Source organism: Bacillus sp. (in: firmicutes) (genome assembly GCA_012842745.1).
Taxonomy (GTDB): Bacteria; Bacillota; Bacilli; order Bacillales; family Bacillaceae_J; genus Schinkia.
Genome location: DUSF01000057.1, coordinates 34,030 through 50,625, shown reverse-complemented (window position 1 = coordinate 50,625; position 16,596 = coordinate 34,030). Strand labels below are relative to the sequence as shown.

General features: G+C 36.1%; 17 protein-coding genes. 12 read left to right on the top strand and 5 right to left on the bottom strand.

The window, feature by feature from the left end; genetic code table 11:
* Positions 1-4: 4 nt before the first annotated feature.
* From recF to dnaA, 4 genes are all read right to left on the bottom strand, one after another.
* Entirely contained in the window at positions 5-1,123 is a 1,119-nt protein-coding gene (recF, locus tag GX497_17265) for a DNA replication/repair protein RecF (protein HHY74941.1), read from the bottom strand.
* Between the two features lie 24 nt (positions 1,124-1,147).
* Positions 1,148-1,381 carry a S4 domain-containing protein YaaA gene (yaaA, locus tag GX497_17260; GenBank protein HHY74940.1) on the bottom strand — a complete coding sequence of 78 codons (234 nt, stop codon included), beginning with the start codon at positions 1,379-1,381 and terminating at the stop codon, positions 1,148-1,150.
* A 131-nt stretch (positions 1,382-1,512) separates the two neighbouring features.
* Positions 1,513-2,652 (bottom strand): DNA polymerase III subunit beta, encoded by a 1,140-nt coding sequence (gene dnaN / locus GX497_17255; protein ID HHY74939.1) that lies wholly within the window; start codon positions 2,650-2,652, stop codon positions 1,513-1,515.
* A 196-nt stretch (positions 2,653-2,848) separates the two neighbouring features.
* Positions 2,849-4,195, bottom strand: a complete 1,347-nt coding sequence (gene dnaA, locus GX497_17250; protein HHY74938.1) for a chromosomal replication initiator protein DnaA — start codon at positions 4,193-4,195, stop codon at positions 2,849-2,851.
* 545 nt (positions 4,196-4,740) lie between these two features.
* Here dnaA and rpmH point away from each other — a divergent pair.
* From rpmH to GX497_17190, 12 genes are all read left to right on the top strand, one after another.
* Positions 4,741-4,875: a 50S ribosomal protein L34 gene (rpmH, locus tag GX497_17245; protein ID HHY74937.1), complete on the top strand. Its 135-nt coding sequence runs from the start codon at positions 4,741-4,743 to the stop codon at positions 4,873-4,875.
* A 219-nt stretch (positions 4,876-5,094) separates the two neighbouring features.
* The gene (gene rnpA, locus GX497_17240; GenBank protein HHY74936.1) at positions 5,095-5,466 is read left to right on the top strand and encodes a ribonuclease P protein component; all 372 of its coding nucleotides are present in this window, start codon (positions 5,095-5,097) and stop codon (positions 5,464-5,466) included.
* Positions 5,467-5,546: 80 nt separating this feature from the next.
* The gene (gene yidC / locus GX497_17235) at positions 5,547-6,314 is read left to right on the top strand and encodes a YidC family membrane integrase SpoIIIJ (GenBank protein HHY74935.1); all 768 of its coding nucleotides are present in this window, start codon (positions 5,547-5,549) and stop codon (positions 6,312-6,314) included.
* The gene (locus GX497_17230) at positions 6,311-6,934 is read left to right on the top strand and encodes a protein jag (GenBank protein ID HHY74934.1); all 624 of its coding nucleotides are present in this window, start codon (positions 6,311-6,313) and stop codon (positions 6,932-6,934) included. The genes yidC and GX497_17230 overlap by 4 nt, the downstream gene beginning before the upstream one ends.
* 225 nt (positions 6,935-7,159) lie before the next feature.
* On the top strand, positions 7,160-8,530 hold the full coding sequence (gene mnmE / locus GX497_17225) for a tRNA uridine-5-carboxymethylaminomethyl(34) synthesis GTPase MnmE (GenBank protein ID HHY74933.1): 1,371 nt from the start codon (positions 7,160-7,162) through the stop codon (positions 8,528-8,530).
* Positions 8,531-8,577: 47 nt separating this feature from the next.
* The gene (gene mnmG / locus GX497_17220; protein ID HHY74932.1) at positions 8,578-10,464 is read left to right on the top strand and encodes a tRNA uridine-5-carboxymethylaminomethyl(34) synthesis enzyme MnmG; all 1,887 of its coding nucleotides are present in this window, start codon (positions 8,578-8,580) and stop codon (positions 10,462-10,464) included.
* A gap of 34 nt (positions 10,465-10,498) precedes the next feature.
* Positions 10,499-11,215: a 16S rRNA (guanine(527)-N(7))-methyltransferase RsmG gene (gene rsmG / locus GX497_17215; GenBank protein HHY74931.1), complete on the top strand. Its 717-nt coding sequence runs from the start codon at positions 10,499-10,501 to the stop codon at positions 11,213-11,215.
* A 140-nt stretch (positions 11,216-11,355) separates the two neighbouring features.
* Positions 11,356-12,219, top strand: coding sequence for a nucleoid occlusion protein (gene noc / locus GX497_17210; GenBank protein ID HHY74930.1), 864 nt, complete (start codon positions 11,356-11,358; stop codon positions 12,217-12,219).
* A 137-nt stretch (positions 12,220-12,356) separates the two neighbouring features.
* Positions 12,357-13,118 carry a ParA family protein gene (locus GX497_17205; protein HHY74929.1) on the top strand — a complete coding sequence of 254 codons (762 nt, stop codon included), beginning with the start codon at positions 12,357-12,359 and terminating at the stop codon, positions 13,116-13,118.
* On the top strand, positions 13,111-13,965 hold the full coding sequence (locus GX497_17200; protein HHY74928.1) for a ParB/RepB/Spo0J family partition protein: 855 nt from the start codon (positions 13,111-13,113) through the stop codon (positions 13,963-13,965). The genes GX497_17205 and GX497_17200 overlap by 8 nt, the downstream gene beginning before the upstream one ends.
* 70 nt (positions 13,966-14,035) lie before the next feature.
* Complete coding sequence (locus GX497_17195) at positions 14,036-15,193, top strand: aminotransferase class V-fold PLP-dependent enzyme (GenBank protein HHY74927.1); 1,158 nt, start codon at positions 14,036-14,038, stop codon at positions 15,191-15,193.
* 13 nt (positions 15,194-15,206) lie between these two features.
* Positions 15,207-15,923, top strand: a complete 717-nt coding sequence (locus GX497_17190) for a DUF554 domain-containing protein (GenBank protein ID HHY74926.1) — start codon at positions 15,207-15,209, stop codon at positions 15,921-15,923.
* Between the two features lie 72 nt (positions 15,924-15,995).
* Here the strand turns inward: GX497_17190 and yyaC are convergent, their stop codons facing one another.
* On the bottom strand, positions 15,996-16,583 hold the full coding sequence (gene yyaC, locus GX497_17185) for a spore protease YyaC (protein HHY74925.1): 588 nt from the start codon (positions 16,581-16,583) through the stop codon (positions 15,996-15,998).
* Positions 16,584-16,596 lie beyond the last annotated feature (13 nt).

The following is a 16,596-nucleotide window of genomic DNA, read 5'->3' as shown; positions in this document are numbered from 1 at the left end:
CCTTTTAATCGGACTTTTCAATCATACCGGCTGTTACATGAAATTTGGCAGCTCTTTTTAATGTTTCATGATCTATTCCTTCCACACTTGTCGTTGTTACAAATGTTTGAACTTTATCTTGAATGGTGTTAAGTAAGTGCGATTGTCTATAGTCATCAAGCTCTGAGAGTACATCATCTAAAAGAAGAATCGGATATTCTCCAACCTCTGCTTTTATTAATTCAATTTCAGCTAGTTTAATGGATAACGCTGTCGTCCGCTGCTGTCCTTGTGAACCGTAAACTTGAACATCTTTATCATTCACAAAAAACTGCATGTCATCACGATGTGGGCCAGCTAATGTAATCCCCCTATCAATTTCCTTATCTTTAAGCTTGGCGAATTTTTCGTAGTATACTTCTACCATTTTTGACAAATCCATACCCTCTGATACATCAATCGATGGTTTATACTGGATTTTCAACGTTTCCAAGCCTCTTGAGATGCTGTAATGAATCGGTTCAGCCCAGTTTTGCAATAAATGCAAGAAATGAACTCTTCTCTGCGTAATTTTTACCGCAACATCAATAAGCTGGGTCGTTAATATTTCTAACATCACTTTATTTTTCATAGGGTCGCGATTGTACTGTTTTAATAAATGATTTCGCTGCTGTAAAATATGGTAATACTGGTTAAGGGCATGCATATAAACAGGCATCACTTGCCCGATCTCAATATCTATAAAACGTCGACGAACCTGAGGACTACCTTTGACAAGATTTAAATCCTCAGGTGCAAACATCACAGCATTCAGTGAACCAATATAACCGCTTAACTTTTTTTGTTCCAATGAATTGATTTTTGCTTTTTTACCCTTATTAGCAATAATTAACTCAAGAGAGAGGGCATTTAGTCTTTTTTGGACTCTTCCTTCTATTTTAGCATATTCTTCATCCCATTTGATTAATTCTTTATCTTTAGATGTTCGGTGTGATTTAGCAATCGCCAAAACATAAATACTTTCCAATAAATTTGTTTTCCCTTGCGCATTTTCTCCAAGGATCACATTTACTTTATTTTCAAAAGAAAGCTTAATTTTGTTATAATTTCGGTAATGTGTTAATACAAGTTCAGATAAAAACAAAGGGAGACACCCCAATTCTTGCTATCATACTTCACGAACAGTTGAGGAAATTACTTTATAGCTCCCTTTGCCACTTACAGTAACTTCATCATGATGATATAGCTTTTTTCCACGGCGATTTTCAGGTTGGCCATTTACAAACACTTCATGTTCACTTAAAAACCATTTAACCGCCCCACCTGTATCAATAATTCCTGCCAGTTTTAAAAATTGGCCTAATGTAATTGTCTCCGTTGAAATAGGAACTTCGTTTGTCATTCATTTCACACCTTCAATTGTAACATTTTATTTCGTTGCCTATTACTTTATTGTACTAAATTGTTTGAAAATATAAAAGAAAGCTAACAGGAACTTTTTCTTTGTTCCTGATGAGCTTTCTTTTTCTTTAGTTAATATGTTCTAATTGGTAAGATCAGTTGAAGAATCGAATCATTATCTATAGGGCGAATTAAAAACGGGCGCATCGCACTAGTAAAACTAATCCTTATATCTGTACTATCAAGGGTCTTCAAAGCATCCATCATGTATTTAGCACTAAATGAGATTTTTAATTCATCTCCTGTTAAAGATTCACTCTGAACATATTCTTCTACCTTACCAACTTCAGGTAAAACCGTGGAAATCTGAACACTCCCATTTTCATATGTAGTTAGCTTAACAACATTATTTTTTCCTTCCCTTGCAAGTAGCGATGCCCGGTCAATTGCCTGAAGGAAATCTTTAGCGGCAATAATGACTTCGGTCTTAAAATCTGTCGGAATTAACCTAGATGTATCTGGATAATTTCCTTCTAAAAGTCTTGAGAAGAATAACAAATATTTTGTTTTAAATAAAATTTGATTTCCCGTTATAACAATATCAATTAACTCATTTTTATCTTCTAATATTTTATTTAGTTCATTTAAGCTTTTTCCTGGAATGACTACGCTTGAAAAATCAGCTAATTCCCCACTTTCAATTGGCGCTTTTCTCATCGCTAAGCGGTGGCTATCTGTTGCGACACAAATTAATTCATTATTTTCAATTCGCCAGTTAACTCCTGTTAAAATAGGCCTCGTCTCTGAATTGGATACGGCAAATACCGTTTGTCTTGTCATTTGCTTAAGAAGATCAATTGGTATTTGAAAAGCATGATTATCTGAAACTTTAGGAAGCTGCGGATATTCCTCAGGATCAAGTCCAATTAAGTTAAATTCAGCACTTCCAGAAATAATCTTCGTAGAAAAATTATCTTCAACCTCGATATCAACCGTTTCCTTCGGTAGTTTTTTTACGATTTCACTAAAATATTTAGCTTGTAAGACGATACTGCCTGTTTTTTTGATATCCACATGTTGATAACCTTCTTCTATAGCTGGAATAAAGCTTTCAATTGAAATATCAGAATCACTACCTGTTAATGTTACACCATCTTCAGTTGTTGTTATTTTTATTCCAGTTAAAATTTGAATCGTTGTTTTCGATGATACAGCTTTCATTACATCATTAACTGCTTGTACTAACTTATTTTGTTGAATCGTAATTTGCATTTTAAATGCCTCCTATTTGCAAATTTTCAAACTGGTTGGCATATCTATATTATTTTTAAAATAAAAAAAATAATAATAGTAATAGTAGGGCTTGTGAATTTGTGGATAACTGTATTTTTCGAATAGTATGAGAGTCTATCCACATGTGGATAGACTGTATATAAGTAGGTTCATGTTATTCACATTATCCATAAAGTTATAATTTCAGCTTTTCTTCAATTTCTTGGATTGTCCGCCCGAATTCCGCATCTGTTTGGATGAGCTTAGAAATTTTCTCATGGGCATGGAGGACAGTTGTATGGTCCCTTCCGCCAAATTCCTCCCCAATTTTCGGCAGGGAAGAGTCAGTAAGTTCTCTAGATAAATACATGGCAATTTGCCTAGGGAATGCCACTGATTTCGTTCTTTTCTTCGCTTTAAAATCGTCTAATTTTATGTGATAGAATTCTCCAACAACGCGCTGAATTTCTTGAATTGTAATCACTTTCGTCTTTGTACCTGGAATGATATCTTTTAGGGCTTCAGCAGCTAAATCTGCATTAATATCTTTATTGATTAAAGAAGAATAGGCTACAACGCGAATTAACGCCCCTTCTAATTCACGAATATTGGTATCAATTTGATTGGCAATGTAGATCATGACTTCGTTTGAAATATCGAGACCTTCAGCTTTTGCTTTTTTACGTAAGATCGCAATTCTCGTTTCTAAATCGGGCGGCGTAATATCTGTAATAAGCCCCCATTCGAACCTTGAACGCAGCCGATCCTCTAGTGTAGGGATTTCCTTAGGTGGGCGGTCACTTGAAATGACAATTTGTTTGCTTTCTTCATGTAAAGCATTAAACGTATGGAAAAACTCTTCTTGTGTTGATTCTTTTCCAGCCAAAAATTGAATATCATCAATTAACAGGACATCTACTTTTCGGTATTTATTACGGAATTCAATCGCTTTATTATCACGAATAGAGTTAATAAATTCATTTGTAAACTTTTCAGATGATAAGTATACCACTTTTGCATTTGGGTTATGCTCAAGCACATAATGGCCAATGGCATGCATTAAATGTGTTTTTCCAAGTCCGACGCCCCCATAAATAAAGAGCGGATTATATGCTTTTGCTGGTGCTTCCGCAACTGCAAGGGAAGCTGCATGGGCGAAACGATTCCCTGAACCGATGACAAATGTATCAAATGTATATTTAGGAATAAGCATGCTTTGAGTTGTTTCTTCAAAATGGTCTTCTGTTTTTTTCTTTTTTGCCCCATCATCAAATGGAAGCTCTTCATCAAGTTGCGATTGAGGTATAACAAATTTTATTTCTAACTCTGCCCCAGTAATATCAAGAATTGTTTCGGCAATTAGATTTGAATAGCGGGATTCAAGCCAGTCACGTGCAAAATCATTTGGTGCCGTAATAACTAACGTATCATTTTGTAATGAGTGGGCCTTTGTCGCCTTCAACCATGTTTCGAAACTTGGTTTGCTTAGTTTTGTTTGGATCACTTCTAATGCCCTGGTCCATAAATCCGAAATATTTTCCATTTTAGACGTACTCCCTCCTTATTTTTTATTTTATGTATAGCTTTTGTACACCCTTATTCCTAGCAATGTATATGAATGTATAAAAATAAATTCAATTACAAAAGTGTATAACTATATAATATAGTAGAAAAGTGCTTATTCGACGTTTTCCACAAAGTTGGGGACAAAATTCCTCACAAATCTTAATAAACATATCCACATGTTATTAACAGTTGTGGATAATCTAGAAAAATCAAAAAGAGAAAACACAAATATAATATCAAATAAACCCTTTTATTGCAATGGTTTTCGCTGTATTATCCACAACCACCACCCCTTGTGGACTGAAGTTATCAACAACACCATATTTTGTGTAAAGCTTGTAGATAACTCGTGAATAGTAAAAAAAATGTCGATAAAGATATCCACATGACGAATTTTAGTGGATTTTAGTTAACTTGTTTAATGAAACTTGACTAACAATAATGCATTGACATTGCGAGAATCGTTTTCTATAATAATTAGGACTGTCTTTAAGAGTTTTTCCTCAGGGAGGTGCAAATATAATGAAACGTACTTATCAACCAAAAAATCGTAAGCACAAGAAGGTACATGGTTTTCGTAGCCGCATGAGCACATCGAATGGACGTAATGTTCTAGCTCGTCGTCGTCGAAAAGGAAGAAAAGTATTATCAGCATAAGCCACTGAATAAGATCAGTGGTTTTTTTTCTAGATAAATTGAAAAGCGTAAGCGCCCGTTCAGCGACGCAAAAACTGGAGCACACCGACTGAGATAAAGGAAACACGACAAGCGAAAGCGAGTCGATGTTGACTTATCGTAGGGAGGCGGGTGAAGTTTTTCGAGTCGCTGGGCGCTGGAGCTGGACAAAGAAAAGTGCAAGCGCCGGAGTGAGTTTTTGTGAACAAACGGAATAGAATTAAAAAGAACGATGAATTTCAAGAGGTTTTTAAAAATGGCGTATCAGTAGCAAATCGACAATTTGTTGTTTATATGCTTGAAAAGCCAGAGCAAAATGAGATGAGAATCGGTTTGTCTGTTAGTAAAAAAATTGGAAAAGCTGTCATTCGAAATCAAATTAAAAGATATGTAAGGCAGGTTTTTCTAGAACTTCAGGAAGATCTGAAGCAAAATATGGATTATGTTATCATTGCTCGTAAACCTACAGCGGAAATGAATTTCCAAGAGACAAAAAAAAGTTTACTTCATGTTTTAAAAATTGCCAAAGCGTTCACAAGAAAAATAAATATAGAAAAATTAAAGAAGATATAAAAGAATTTAAGAAGGAAATATCATAATAAAAATGATAAAATCAATTATACATATGGAAGTGGAAGAAGGAGGAAGGGAGTTTGAAAAAAAGAATCGCACTTGTAATGACCTTAATTGGTCTATTAGCGGTTTTATCAGCATGTGCGCAAATTAATGAACCAATTACTCCAGAGAGTGAGGGAATATGGAATCAGTATTTTGTTTATCCATTATCCTGGTTAATTACGTATTTTGCTGATTTATTCGGGCAAAACTATGGACTTTCTATCATTATTGTTACAATCATTATTCGCTTAGTTATTTTACCGTTAATGATCAAGCAAACTCAAAATTCAAAGGCAATGCAGGCTATTCAGCCTGAAATAAAAGCGCTTCAACAAAAATATGCATCAAAAGATCCAAATACGCAACAAAAGCTTCAGCAAGAAACAATGGCTTTATTTCAAAAGCATGGCGTTAACCCGTTAGCAGGATGTTTTCCACTAATCATTCAAATGCCAATTTTAATTGGTTTTTACCATGCTATTATGAGAACAACAGAAATTGCTAATCATACTTTCTTGTGGTTTGATCTTGGGAATAAAGATCCATATTTTATTTTGCCGATAGTCGCTGGTGCTACGACATTCTTGCAGCAAAAAATGATGATGCAAGGTATGCAAGATAACCCACAAATGAAAATGATGTTATACATTATGCCAATCATGATTGTTGTTTTTGCTGTATCTTTCCCAGCAGCATTATCATTATATTGGGTAGTAGGTAATATTTTTACGATTGTCCAAACTTATTTCATTAAAGGTCCGTCAAGATCTGAAGAGAAAAGTACAGGGGGAGCAAAAAATTGAGACAGGTTACGGCTACCGGTACAGGGCAAACAGTTGATGAAGCAATTGAATCTGCTTTAAGAGAACTAAATGTATCAAGAGATAAAGTCGATGTTTCGATTATTGATAGTGGTAAAAAAGGTTTATTTGGTGTTTTTGGTAATAGACCAGCCGTTGTAAAATTAACAGTCAAAGTAGACCCGATTTTTGAGGCACAAAGCTTTTTAGAAAATGTTATTGAAAAAATGGGAATTACTGCTGAAATTGAAAGGGTAGAAAAAGGAAAAGAGCTTACGTTTCGAATGAATGGCGATGAAATTGCTATATTAATTGGTAAACGAGGGCAGACCTTAAATTCTCTTCAATATTTAGTGCAACTCGTTGCTAATAAATTTTCCGATGATTACTTAACGGTCATTGTCGATGCTGGAGATTATCGCTTACGCCGGCGGGAAACATTAGAAAATCTTGCAACAAGATTAGCGGCTAAAGCTAAAAAGACAAGAACAAAAGTTGTGTTGGAACCAATGCCGTCTTTTGAAAGAAAAATCATCCACTCCGTTCTCTATGATGTAGAGGGTGTAACGACAGTTTCCGATGGCGTTGACCCAAATCGTCATATTGTGATCATCCCAAATTAAATAGAATTATAAAGAAAACATGGCAGTGCTAGAGTTAGTCTAGTAGCTGCCATTTTTTTATAAGTAAATGTGATATATTTCAGGTTGAATAGCAGTTGCGCGCACTATTGTGGATAAGTTAAACTAGATATATTGCTTAAAATCTCAAAAATTATCCACTGTGGATAAAAATAGACAAGGTTATACAATAGAAAACTGTGTATAAGTGAGGTGATTGAAGTGGAGATGGATACAATCGCGGCGATTTCGACACCGATGGGGGAAGGAGCCATTGCCATTGTTAGGGTAAGTGGTCCGGAAGCAGTTAAATCAGCCAATCAAATTTTCAAAGGGAAAAATATCGAAGAAGTAGAAAGCCATACGATTCATTATGGATTTATTATTGACCCTGAAACAAATGAAAAGGTTGAAGAAGTGATGGTATCGGTGTTAAGAGGGCCGAAAACATTCACAAGAGAGGATATTGTTGAAATAAACTGTCATGGTGGACTAGTTTCTGTTAATCGGGTATTACAATTAGTACTAAATCAAGGGGTTCGCTTAGCAGAACCAGGGGAGTTTACGAAACGGGCTTTTTTAAACGGCAGAATTGATTTATCACAGGCAGAGGCTGTTATGGATTTAATTCGTGCAAAATCTGAACGGGCGATGAATGTTGCGATTAGGCAAATGGAAGGAAAGCTTTCAAAATTAGTGCGTGATTTAAGGCAAACGATTTTGGAAACATTAGCACATGTAGAAGTAAATATTGATTATCCAGAATATGACGATGTCGAAGAGATGACACATCGGTTATTATTTGAAAAAGCAACCGAAATAAAGGCTGAGATTGAAAAGGTGCTAGAAACGTCAAAACAAGGGAAAATTTTGCGTGATGGTTTGTCAACGGTTATAATAGGGCGTCCGAACGTAGGGAAATCGTCGCTTTTAAATAGCTTAGTACATGAAAATAAAGCAATTGTAACGGATATTCCGGGGACAACACGGGATGTCATTGAAGAGTATGTCAATGTTCGTGGGGTACCATTGCGCTTAGTTGATACAGCTGGTATTCGAGAAACAGAGGACATTGTTGAAAGAATTGGTGTTGAGCGTTCAAGAAAGGTTTTAAAAGAGGCGGATTTAATCTTATTAGTACTTAATAATGCCGAGCCGTTAACGGATGAAGATAAAAAACTATTTGAAGCTACCCGTGATATGGAAGTTATTGTTATAGTAAATAAAATTGATTTAGAAAATAAGATTAATATGGATGAAGTAAGGAATTTAGCCGAAGATTGCCCAATAATCACGACATCGTTAAAAGAGGAATCTGGTATTGATCAATTAGAAGAGGCTATCTCATCTTTATTTTTTGAAGGAAAACTTGAAGCCGGGGATATGACGTATGTATCCAATACGCGCCATATTGCGCTTTTAAATCAAGCTAAAAAAGCAATGGATGATGTTTTAACAGGCATTCATTCAGATGTACCAATTGATTTAATCCAAATTGATTTTACAAGAGCGTGGGAAATATTAGGGGAAATCATTGGTGATACTGTTCATGAAAGCTTAATCAATCAGTTATTTTCGCAATTTTGTTTAGGTAAATAGGGGCTTAAAAGAAGCGCTTTGTTTTTAGTAGGAGGTTTAATTAATAGATGGAGTATCATGCTGGTTCATATGATGTAATTGTAGTTGGCGCAGGGCATGCCGGTTGCGAAGCGGCGCTTGCTGCCGCAAGAATGGGGGCCAAAACACTCATTTTAACACTAAATTTAGATATGGTTGCGTTTATGCCTTGCAATCCTTCGATTGGAGGGCCGGCAAAAGGAGTTGTTGTGCGCGAAATTGATGCCCTTGGTGGTGAAATGGCGCGAAATATTGATAAAACACATATTCAAATGAGAATGTTGAATACTGGGAAAGGCCCAGCTGTCCGTGCGTTACGGGCACAGGCTGATAAACATCATTATCAAAATGAAATGAAGCACACGTTAGAGAAGGAAGAAAATGTAGTATTGAAGCAAGCTATGGTCAAAAGCCTAATTGTAGAAAATGAAGAATGCAAAGGCGTCGTTACTGAAACAGGTGCGATGTATTATAGCAAAGCTGTTATTATTACGACAGGAACCTTTTTAAGAGGAAAAATAATTATTGGTGACTACGCCTATGAAAGCGGTCCGAATAACCAACGTGCTTCTGTTGATTTATCAAAAAACCTTAAAGATTTAGGCTTTGATATGGGCCGATTTAAAACAGGTACGCCCATGCGAGTTAAAGGGCAAACCATTGATTACAGTAAGACGGAAATACAACCTGGTGATAAAGAGCTCAGGGCTTTTTCATATGAAACAACGAAATATATTACAGATCAAATCCCATGCTGGTTGACATATACTAGCCCAAGGACACACGAAATCATCAATGCTAATATTCATCGTAGCCCGATGTATTCAGGAATGATTGAAGGGGTTGGAACCCGTTATTGCCCATCAATTGAGGACAAAATTGTGCGTTTTAATGATAAACCACGTCATCAAATTTTTCTTGAGCCAGAGGGCCGAAATACTGATGAAGTCTATATCCAAGGACTTTCAACAAGCCTGCCTGAAGAAGTGCAAGTTGAAATGGTCCACTCAGTTCCTGGTTTGGAAAATGCCGAGATGATGAGGGCTGGGTATGCGATTGAATATGATATGGTGCATCCTACTCAATTATGGCCTACATTAGAAACAAAGGTGATTAACAATTTATATACAGCTGGCCAAATTAATGGAACTTCAGGATACGAAGAAGCAGCTGCGCAAGGATTAATGGCTGGAATCAACGCTACTTGTAAAGTTTTCAATAAAGAACCAGTTATTCTGGATCGTTCCGAAGCATATATCGGTGTCTTAATTGATGATTTAGTAACAAAGGGCACCATTGACCCATATCGTTTATTAACATCAAGAGCTGAATATCGTTTATTATTAAGACATGATAATGCTGATTTACGACTTACAGAAATTGGTTATAAAATCGGTTTAATATGTGAAGAGCGGTATAAGAGATTTTTAGAGAAAAAAGAAAAAATAGAAAAAGAAAAAGATCGGCTTGAAAATACTATTATTAAACCGACTGAAGAAGTTCAGAATTTGATTCAACAATTGGGTGGAAGTCCGTTGAAGGATGGTGTTCGGGCAGCTGATTTATTAAAGCGTCCTGAGATGAGTTATGAGCTCTTAATGCAGTTAGTCCCAACTGAAGAACAATTGTCAATAGATGTGACTGAACAAGTCGAGATTCAAATTAAGTATGCTGGCTATATTGAAAAGTCATTACAGCAAGTTGACCGGATGAAAAAAATGGAGGATAAAAAAATTCCTCATGATATCGATTATCATGCTATAAGTGGAATTGCTTCTGAAGCTCGTCAAAAGTTATCAGAAATCCGTCCATTATCTGTTGGACAAGCATCACGAATTTCAGGAGTAAACCCAGCCGATATTTCAATTTTATTAGTTTATCTAGAGCAGGGTAGGATTGCCAGAATTCAACAATAAAGTGAAATCATCACCTTTTAAAAGGGGATCAATTATGGACATTCAATTTTTTCAAAAAAGCTTGGAGGAGAAGGGGGTTCCTCTTTCCTTTAGGCAATTAGAACAATTTGAACTATATTTTAAGATGCTAGTGGAATGGAATGAAAAGATGAATTTAACAGCTATTACCGATCATCCAGGTGTTTATTTAAAACATTTTTACGATTCCATTACCGCTGCTTTTTACTTTGATTTTTCGAAAGACTATACGATTTGTGATGTTGGAGCCGGAGCCGGTTTTCCAAGTATTCCAATAAAAATATGCTTTCCGCATTTGGAGATTTCTATTGTTGATTCATTGCAAAAAAGAATTACTTTTTTAAATGAATTGGCTACATCTTTACAATTAGAGAAGGTTACCTTTTATCACGATCGAGCCGAAACGTTTGGTAAAAGACCTGAAATAAGAGAATCATTTGATATCGTCATTGCTAGGGCAGTTGCTAGAATGTCAGTCCTAAGTGAATTATGCATTCCGCTCGTCAAAGTTGGTGGCCAATTTATAGCGATGAAAGGTGCCAATCTTTCTGAAGAGCTGGAAGCTGGAAAAAAAGCTATCAATGTTTTAGGAGGCAAAGTGGAAAGTGTTCACAATTTCCAGTTGCCAATTGAAGATAGTGAGCGCAATATTGTGATTATCAAAAAGGAAAAGAAATCACCGAATAAGTACCCAAGAAAACCAGGTACACCTAATAAAAATCCGCTTGAATAGAAATGTGGCTGCTTTTGTTTCACGTGAAACATCTATTTTTTAAAAAATTGTATTGCAGGAATTGTTAATTCTATAGAGAATAAGTATATGTCGAATTGTATTGTTTTTTTTTGTAGTATTCAAAAGGCGGTGTATGAAAAATGAAACAAACTTTTTCACGCTTTTTTGGTATAGGGGAAAAGACTGTTGAAATGAATGATGAAGAAGTTCAAGAAGAATTAATAACAGAAAACGAAGAAGTGAAGCGCATTCCTATTCAGGATATCGTTCCTAATCGTTTTCAGCCACGGACTGTTTTTATTGATGAGAAAATCAATGAATTAATGCAGACGATTCAAACCCATGGTATTATTCAACCAATTGTTTTAAGGGAATATGAAAAAGGTAAATATGAAATTATTGCTGGTGAAAGAAGATGGCGGGCGGTAACGAAGCTTGGTTGGGATACGATTCCAGCGATTATTAAAGATTTCAATGATACGGAGACAGCTTCAGTTGCCTTAATTGAAAATTTACAACGCGAGGAATTATCTCCGCTAGAAGAAGCCATCGCTTATGCTAGATTATTAGAATTACATAATTTAACACAAGAGGCGTTAGCGCAACGATTAGGCAAGGGACAATCAACCATTGCGAATAAACTGCGTTTATTAAAGTTGCCAGAAGCTATTCAAGAGGCGTTATTACAAAAACAAATAACAGAAAGACATGCGAGGGCGTTAATTCCGCTTAAAGAAGTTGAATTACAAGTAAAATTATTGGCGGAGATTATTGAAAAGCACTTAAATGTTAAACAAACAGAAGATCGTGTCGTTAAATTACTTGAAGGTAAAGTGAAGAAGCCTCAGCCAAAAAGAAGGGCATTTAGTAAAGACACAAGAATTGCAATGAATACGATTCGCCAATCTTTAAATATGGTGGCCAGCACAGGTATGAAAATAGATAGTCAAGAAGAAGAGTATGAGGATTATATTCAATTTACAATAAAAATACCTAAAAAATAAAAATATTCATTCGTATTTACAACCCATCACAAAAAAGTTGATGGGTTTTTATTTTTTGAACGAAATTTGGAAGGTTTCATGATAAAATAGAAAAGTATGAAAAAAGAGTTCCCCAGAAAAGGAAAGTAGGTGACAGCATGGGGAAAATTATTGCAATTGCAAACCAAAAAGGAGGGGTTGGTAAAACAACAACTTCCGTAAATTTGAGTGCATGTCTTGCTTATTTAGGCAAAAGAGTTTTACTAGTTGATATAGACCCACAAGGAAATGCTACAAGCGGTGTGGGAGTTGAAAAGGCCGATGTTGAACAATGTGTGTATAATGTATTAGTTGATGATGAAGAAGCAAAATTAGTTGTCTTACCTACGGATGTGGAAAATTTATATATACTGCCATCAACCATTCAATTGGCAGGTGCAGAAATAGAGTTGGTACCGACTATTTCCAGAGAGGTTCGTTTGAAACGAGCGCTTGAAACACTAACTAGTGAGTATGATTATATTATTATTGATTGTCCTCCTTCACTTGGATTACTTACTTTAAATGCTTTAACCGCTGCAGACTCCGTTATAATTCCGGTACAATGTGAGTACTATGCCCTTGAAGGTCTTAGCCAGTTACTAAATACAGTACGGTTAGTTCAAAAGCATTTAAACCAAACATTGAAAATAGACGGTGTCCTATTAACAATGCTTGATGCAAGAACAAATCTTGGTATACAAGTCATAGATGAAGTGAAAAAGTATTTTCAAGATAAAGTTTATCAATCTATTATTCCACGTAATATTCGTTTAAGTGAGGCACCAAGCCACGGAAAACCGATTATTATTTATGACGCTAAGTCAAGAGGGGCAGAGGTATATCTAGACTTCGCAAAGGAAGTGATTGCTAATGGCTAAAGGATTGGGTAAAGGGTTGGGATTAGGTGCCTATTTTTCAGTGGAAGATGTATTGGAACCGGCAGATAAAATTCAAAACGTCAAAATTAAAGAATGTCGCCCTAATCCGTATCAACCTAGAAAGACATTTGATTTAGAGTCGATTAAAGAATTAAAAGAGTCAATTGAAACACATGGAATATTACAGCCAATTATTGTAAGGAAAAGCATTAAAGGATACGATATCGTTGTTGGAGAAAGGCGCTTTCGAGCTGCTAAAGAAGCGGGTTTAGATACAATACCAGTAATTGTAAAGGATTATACGGAACAGCAAATGATGGAGCTTGCCTTGATTGAAAATCTTCAAAGGGAAGATTTAAATCCAATTGAAGAGGCAGTAGCTTATCATACATTACTAGAACAATTAAACGTAACCCAAGAAGAGCTTGCCAACCGTTTGGGGAAAAGCCGCCCACATATTGCTAACCATATTCGCTTATTGGCATTACCAGAGCCAATCAAAACATTAATTTCAAATGGCGAGTTAACGATGGGACATGGTCGTACATTATTAGGGCTGAAAAAGAAAGAACATATGCTACCACTTGTGGAAAAAGTAAAAAAAGAAAACTTAAATGTACGCCAATTAGAGCAGCTTGTGCAACGATTAAATGAAAATGTTTCACGTGAAACAAAAAAGAAAGAAAAGCCAAAGGATATTTTCATTAAACAGCAGGAGTCACGCCTCCGCGACCGTTTTGGAACAGCTGTGGCAATCAAACAAAATAAAAATAAAGGAAAAATAGAAATTGAATTTTATTCATCTGATGATTTGAATCGTATTTTGGAACTGCTTGAAACAGAATGAGGTAATAATATAATATTTAATAAGCCATCGTTACGGTGGTTTTTATTTTTTGGTGCTAGGAGGGCGTTTTATGATTTATTTTGATCAAGCAGCTTCATCATTTCCGAAACCAAAAGTTGTTACTGATGCAGTGGTCGAGGTGTTAACGAAGTATGGAGCCAATCCTGGCAGGGGAGGCCATGCGCTTGCAAATGAAGCGGGAAATAAAATTTTCGAAGCGCGCGTGGGGGTAGCACAGTTTTTTGGATTGTCCGATCCTAGACGTGTTATTTTTACACAAAATGCAACAATGGCTTTAAATCAGGGGATTCAAGGGCTTTCATTAAAACAAGGAGACCATGTTATAACTACTTCATACGAACATAATTCAGTGCGTAGGCCACTTGAACGATTGAAAAGAGAGCAAGGGATTGAGATTACATATATTCAGCCTAATGTTAACGGTGAAATAAATATTGAAGAATTGGAAAATGTGATAACAAGCGCAACGAAATTAATTGTTGCCACCCATGGTTCTAATCTTACAGGGGCGATTATTCCGATTGAAGAATTAGGGGAAATAAGTAAAAAACATAAGCTCCTATTCATGGTAGATGCTTCACAAACAGCAGGGATTTTACCAATCAATATGGAACAAATGAATATTGATTTACTGGCTTTTGCAGGGCATAAAGGGTTAATGGGACCACAAGGAACAGGGGCATTGTTGCTTAATAAAAATATTGAGTTAACACCGCTTTTAACAGGTGGAACAGGGCATTTTTCCGCCCGAATTGAGCAACCGGAAGAACTTCCGGAAAGACTCGAAAGTGGCACATTAAATACACCTGGTATAGCAGGCTTATTAGCAGGCCTTTTATTTATTAAGGAATTGGGTTTAGATGAAATTTTTAAGCATGAACAGATGCTTACAGAAGCTTGTATGGCTGGGCTTGGAAAAATTGCTGGCGTTACAGTCTATGGGCCTCATAAAAATGTAAAACGATTAGCTGTTATTTCATTTAATATCAATGGCGTAGATAGTCAAGAAGTAGCCATGATTTTAGACCAGCATTACAAAATCGCTGTTAGAGCAGGCCTCCATTGCTCACCATTAGCACATCAGGCAATCGCAACACTTCAAGAAGGCGGCACAGTGCGGGCAAGCTTTGGTATATATAATACACTAGAGGAAGTGGGGAAATTTGTACAAGCCATTGAAGAAATTAGGGCAGGATATTTAGTTTAGGGGAGAAGACAATATGGTTTTACTAGGAACAATCGTAAATGGGGTTGCCATCATTGCCGGGACATTTCTTGGAAAAGTATTGCACCGCATACCAGATAGAGTGAAGAGATTAGTATTACAGTCAATAGGTCTTGCTGTTGTAATATTAGGAGTGCAAATGGGGCTTAAAAGCGAGCAATTTCTTTTCGTTATTTTAAGTTTATTATTCGGTAGCATAATCGGGGAGTTAATCGATTTGGATGGTAAATTAAATCGGCTCGGTCTTTGGATTGAAAGAAGAATGGGTGCTGCTGAAGAAGGTGGAATTGCCAAAGGGTTTGTTACAGCAACGTTAATTTTTGCAATTGGTGCGATGGCGATTATTGGTGCTCTAGACAGCGGCTTAAGGGGAGACCATCAAGTTTTATTTACAAAATCTTTATTAGATGGTTTCACAAGTATTGTTTTAACAACTACGCTTGGAGTAGGTGTGTTATTCTCTGCTTTTCCGGTGATGATCTATCAAGGCATGATCGCTTTATTTGCAACACAAATTGATAAATGGATTCCTGAGCAAATCATGGACGCGTTTATTATCGAAATGACTTCTGCCGGGGGCATTATGATTTTGGCGATTGGCTTAAATATGTTAGAAATAACACGGATCCGCGTTGCCAATATGCTTCCTGCCATTGCAGTAGTGGCTATACTTGTAGCTTGTCAATATTTTTATCAACAATTAATGATGTAAATATATATTTATTCCATCAGCTGATTATTATTATTGGTCACAATAATCGACTGATGGAATTTTTTTGTTTTTTTACCTTATCCTTTTAACCTTTATCAATTCATCCGCTTCCATTATTCCGTTTGCAATCGTTTGCGCCATTTTCATAACAAGATTTAATCTTGTATTTTGCAATACAAAAAACTCCATAAATCCGCTTACATTCACAATACCTGTTAAATGAACTTCACCTACTGGCGGCAATTGCTTATTGACCCCTGCGCCTGGCTTTAAAGCCCCAGAATTTAAAGTAACATCGCCGACGCTTTTTAATCTTCCAAGACAAGCATCAATTCCAATAATAAATGGTCGAATGTGCTTATTATTTATTTGTTCTAATTGTTCTTCGAGATTAACAGCATGAATAGGTTCCTCAAGTGTACCGTATATATGAAAGTAGGAGGGCTTTTTCTCATGAAGAATTGTCCCAATTAATGGTCCAAGTGCATCTCCTGTTGACCGATCTGTTCCGATACAAGCAATCACAATAGGTTGGAGTAAATGTTGCGGTAAAAGCTTAACTAAATTTTCGCCAATATATATAGGTGCATTTTCATCCTCATAAGAGATGCGATAGGAGGAGGCCTCTTTTTTTTCGAAAAACTTTGGTTTTAGATTCATAGGATCCACTCCT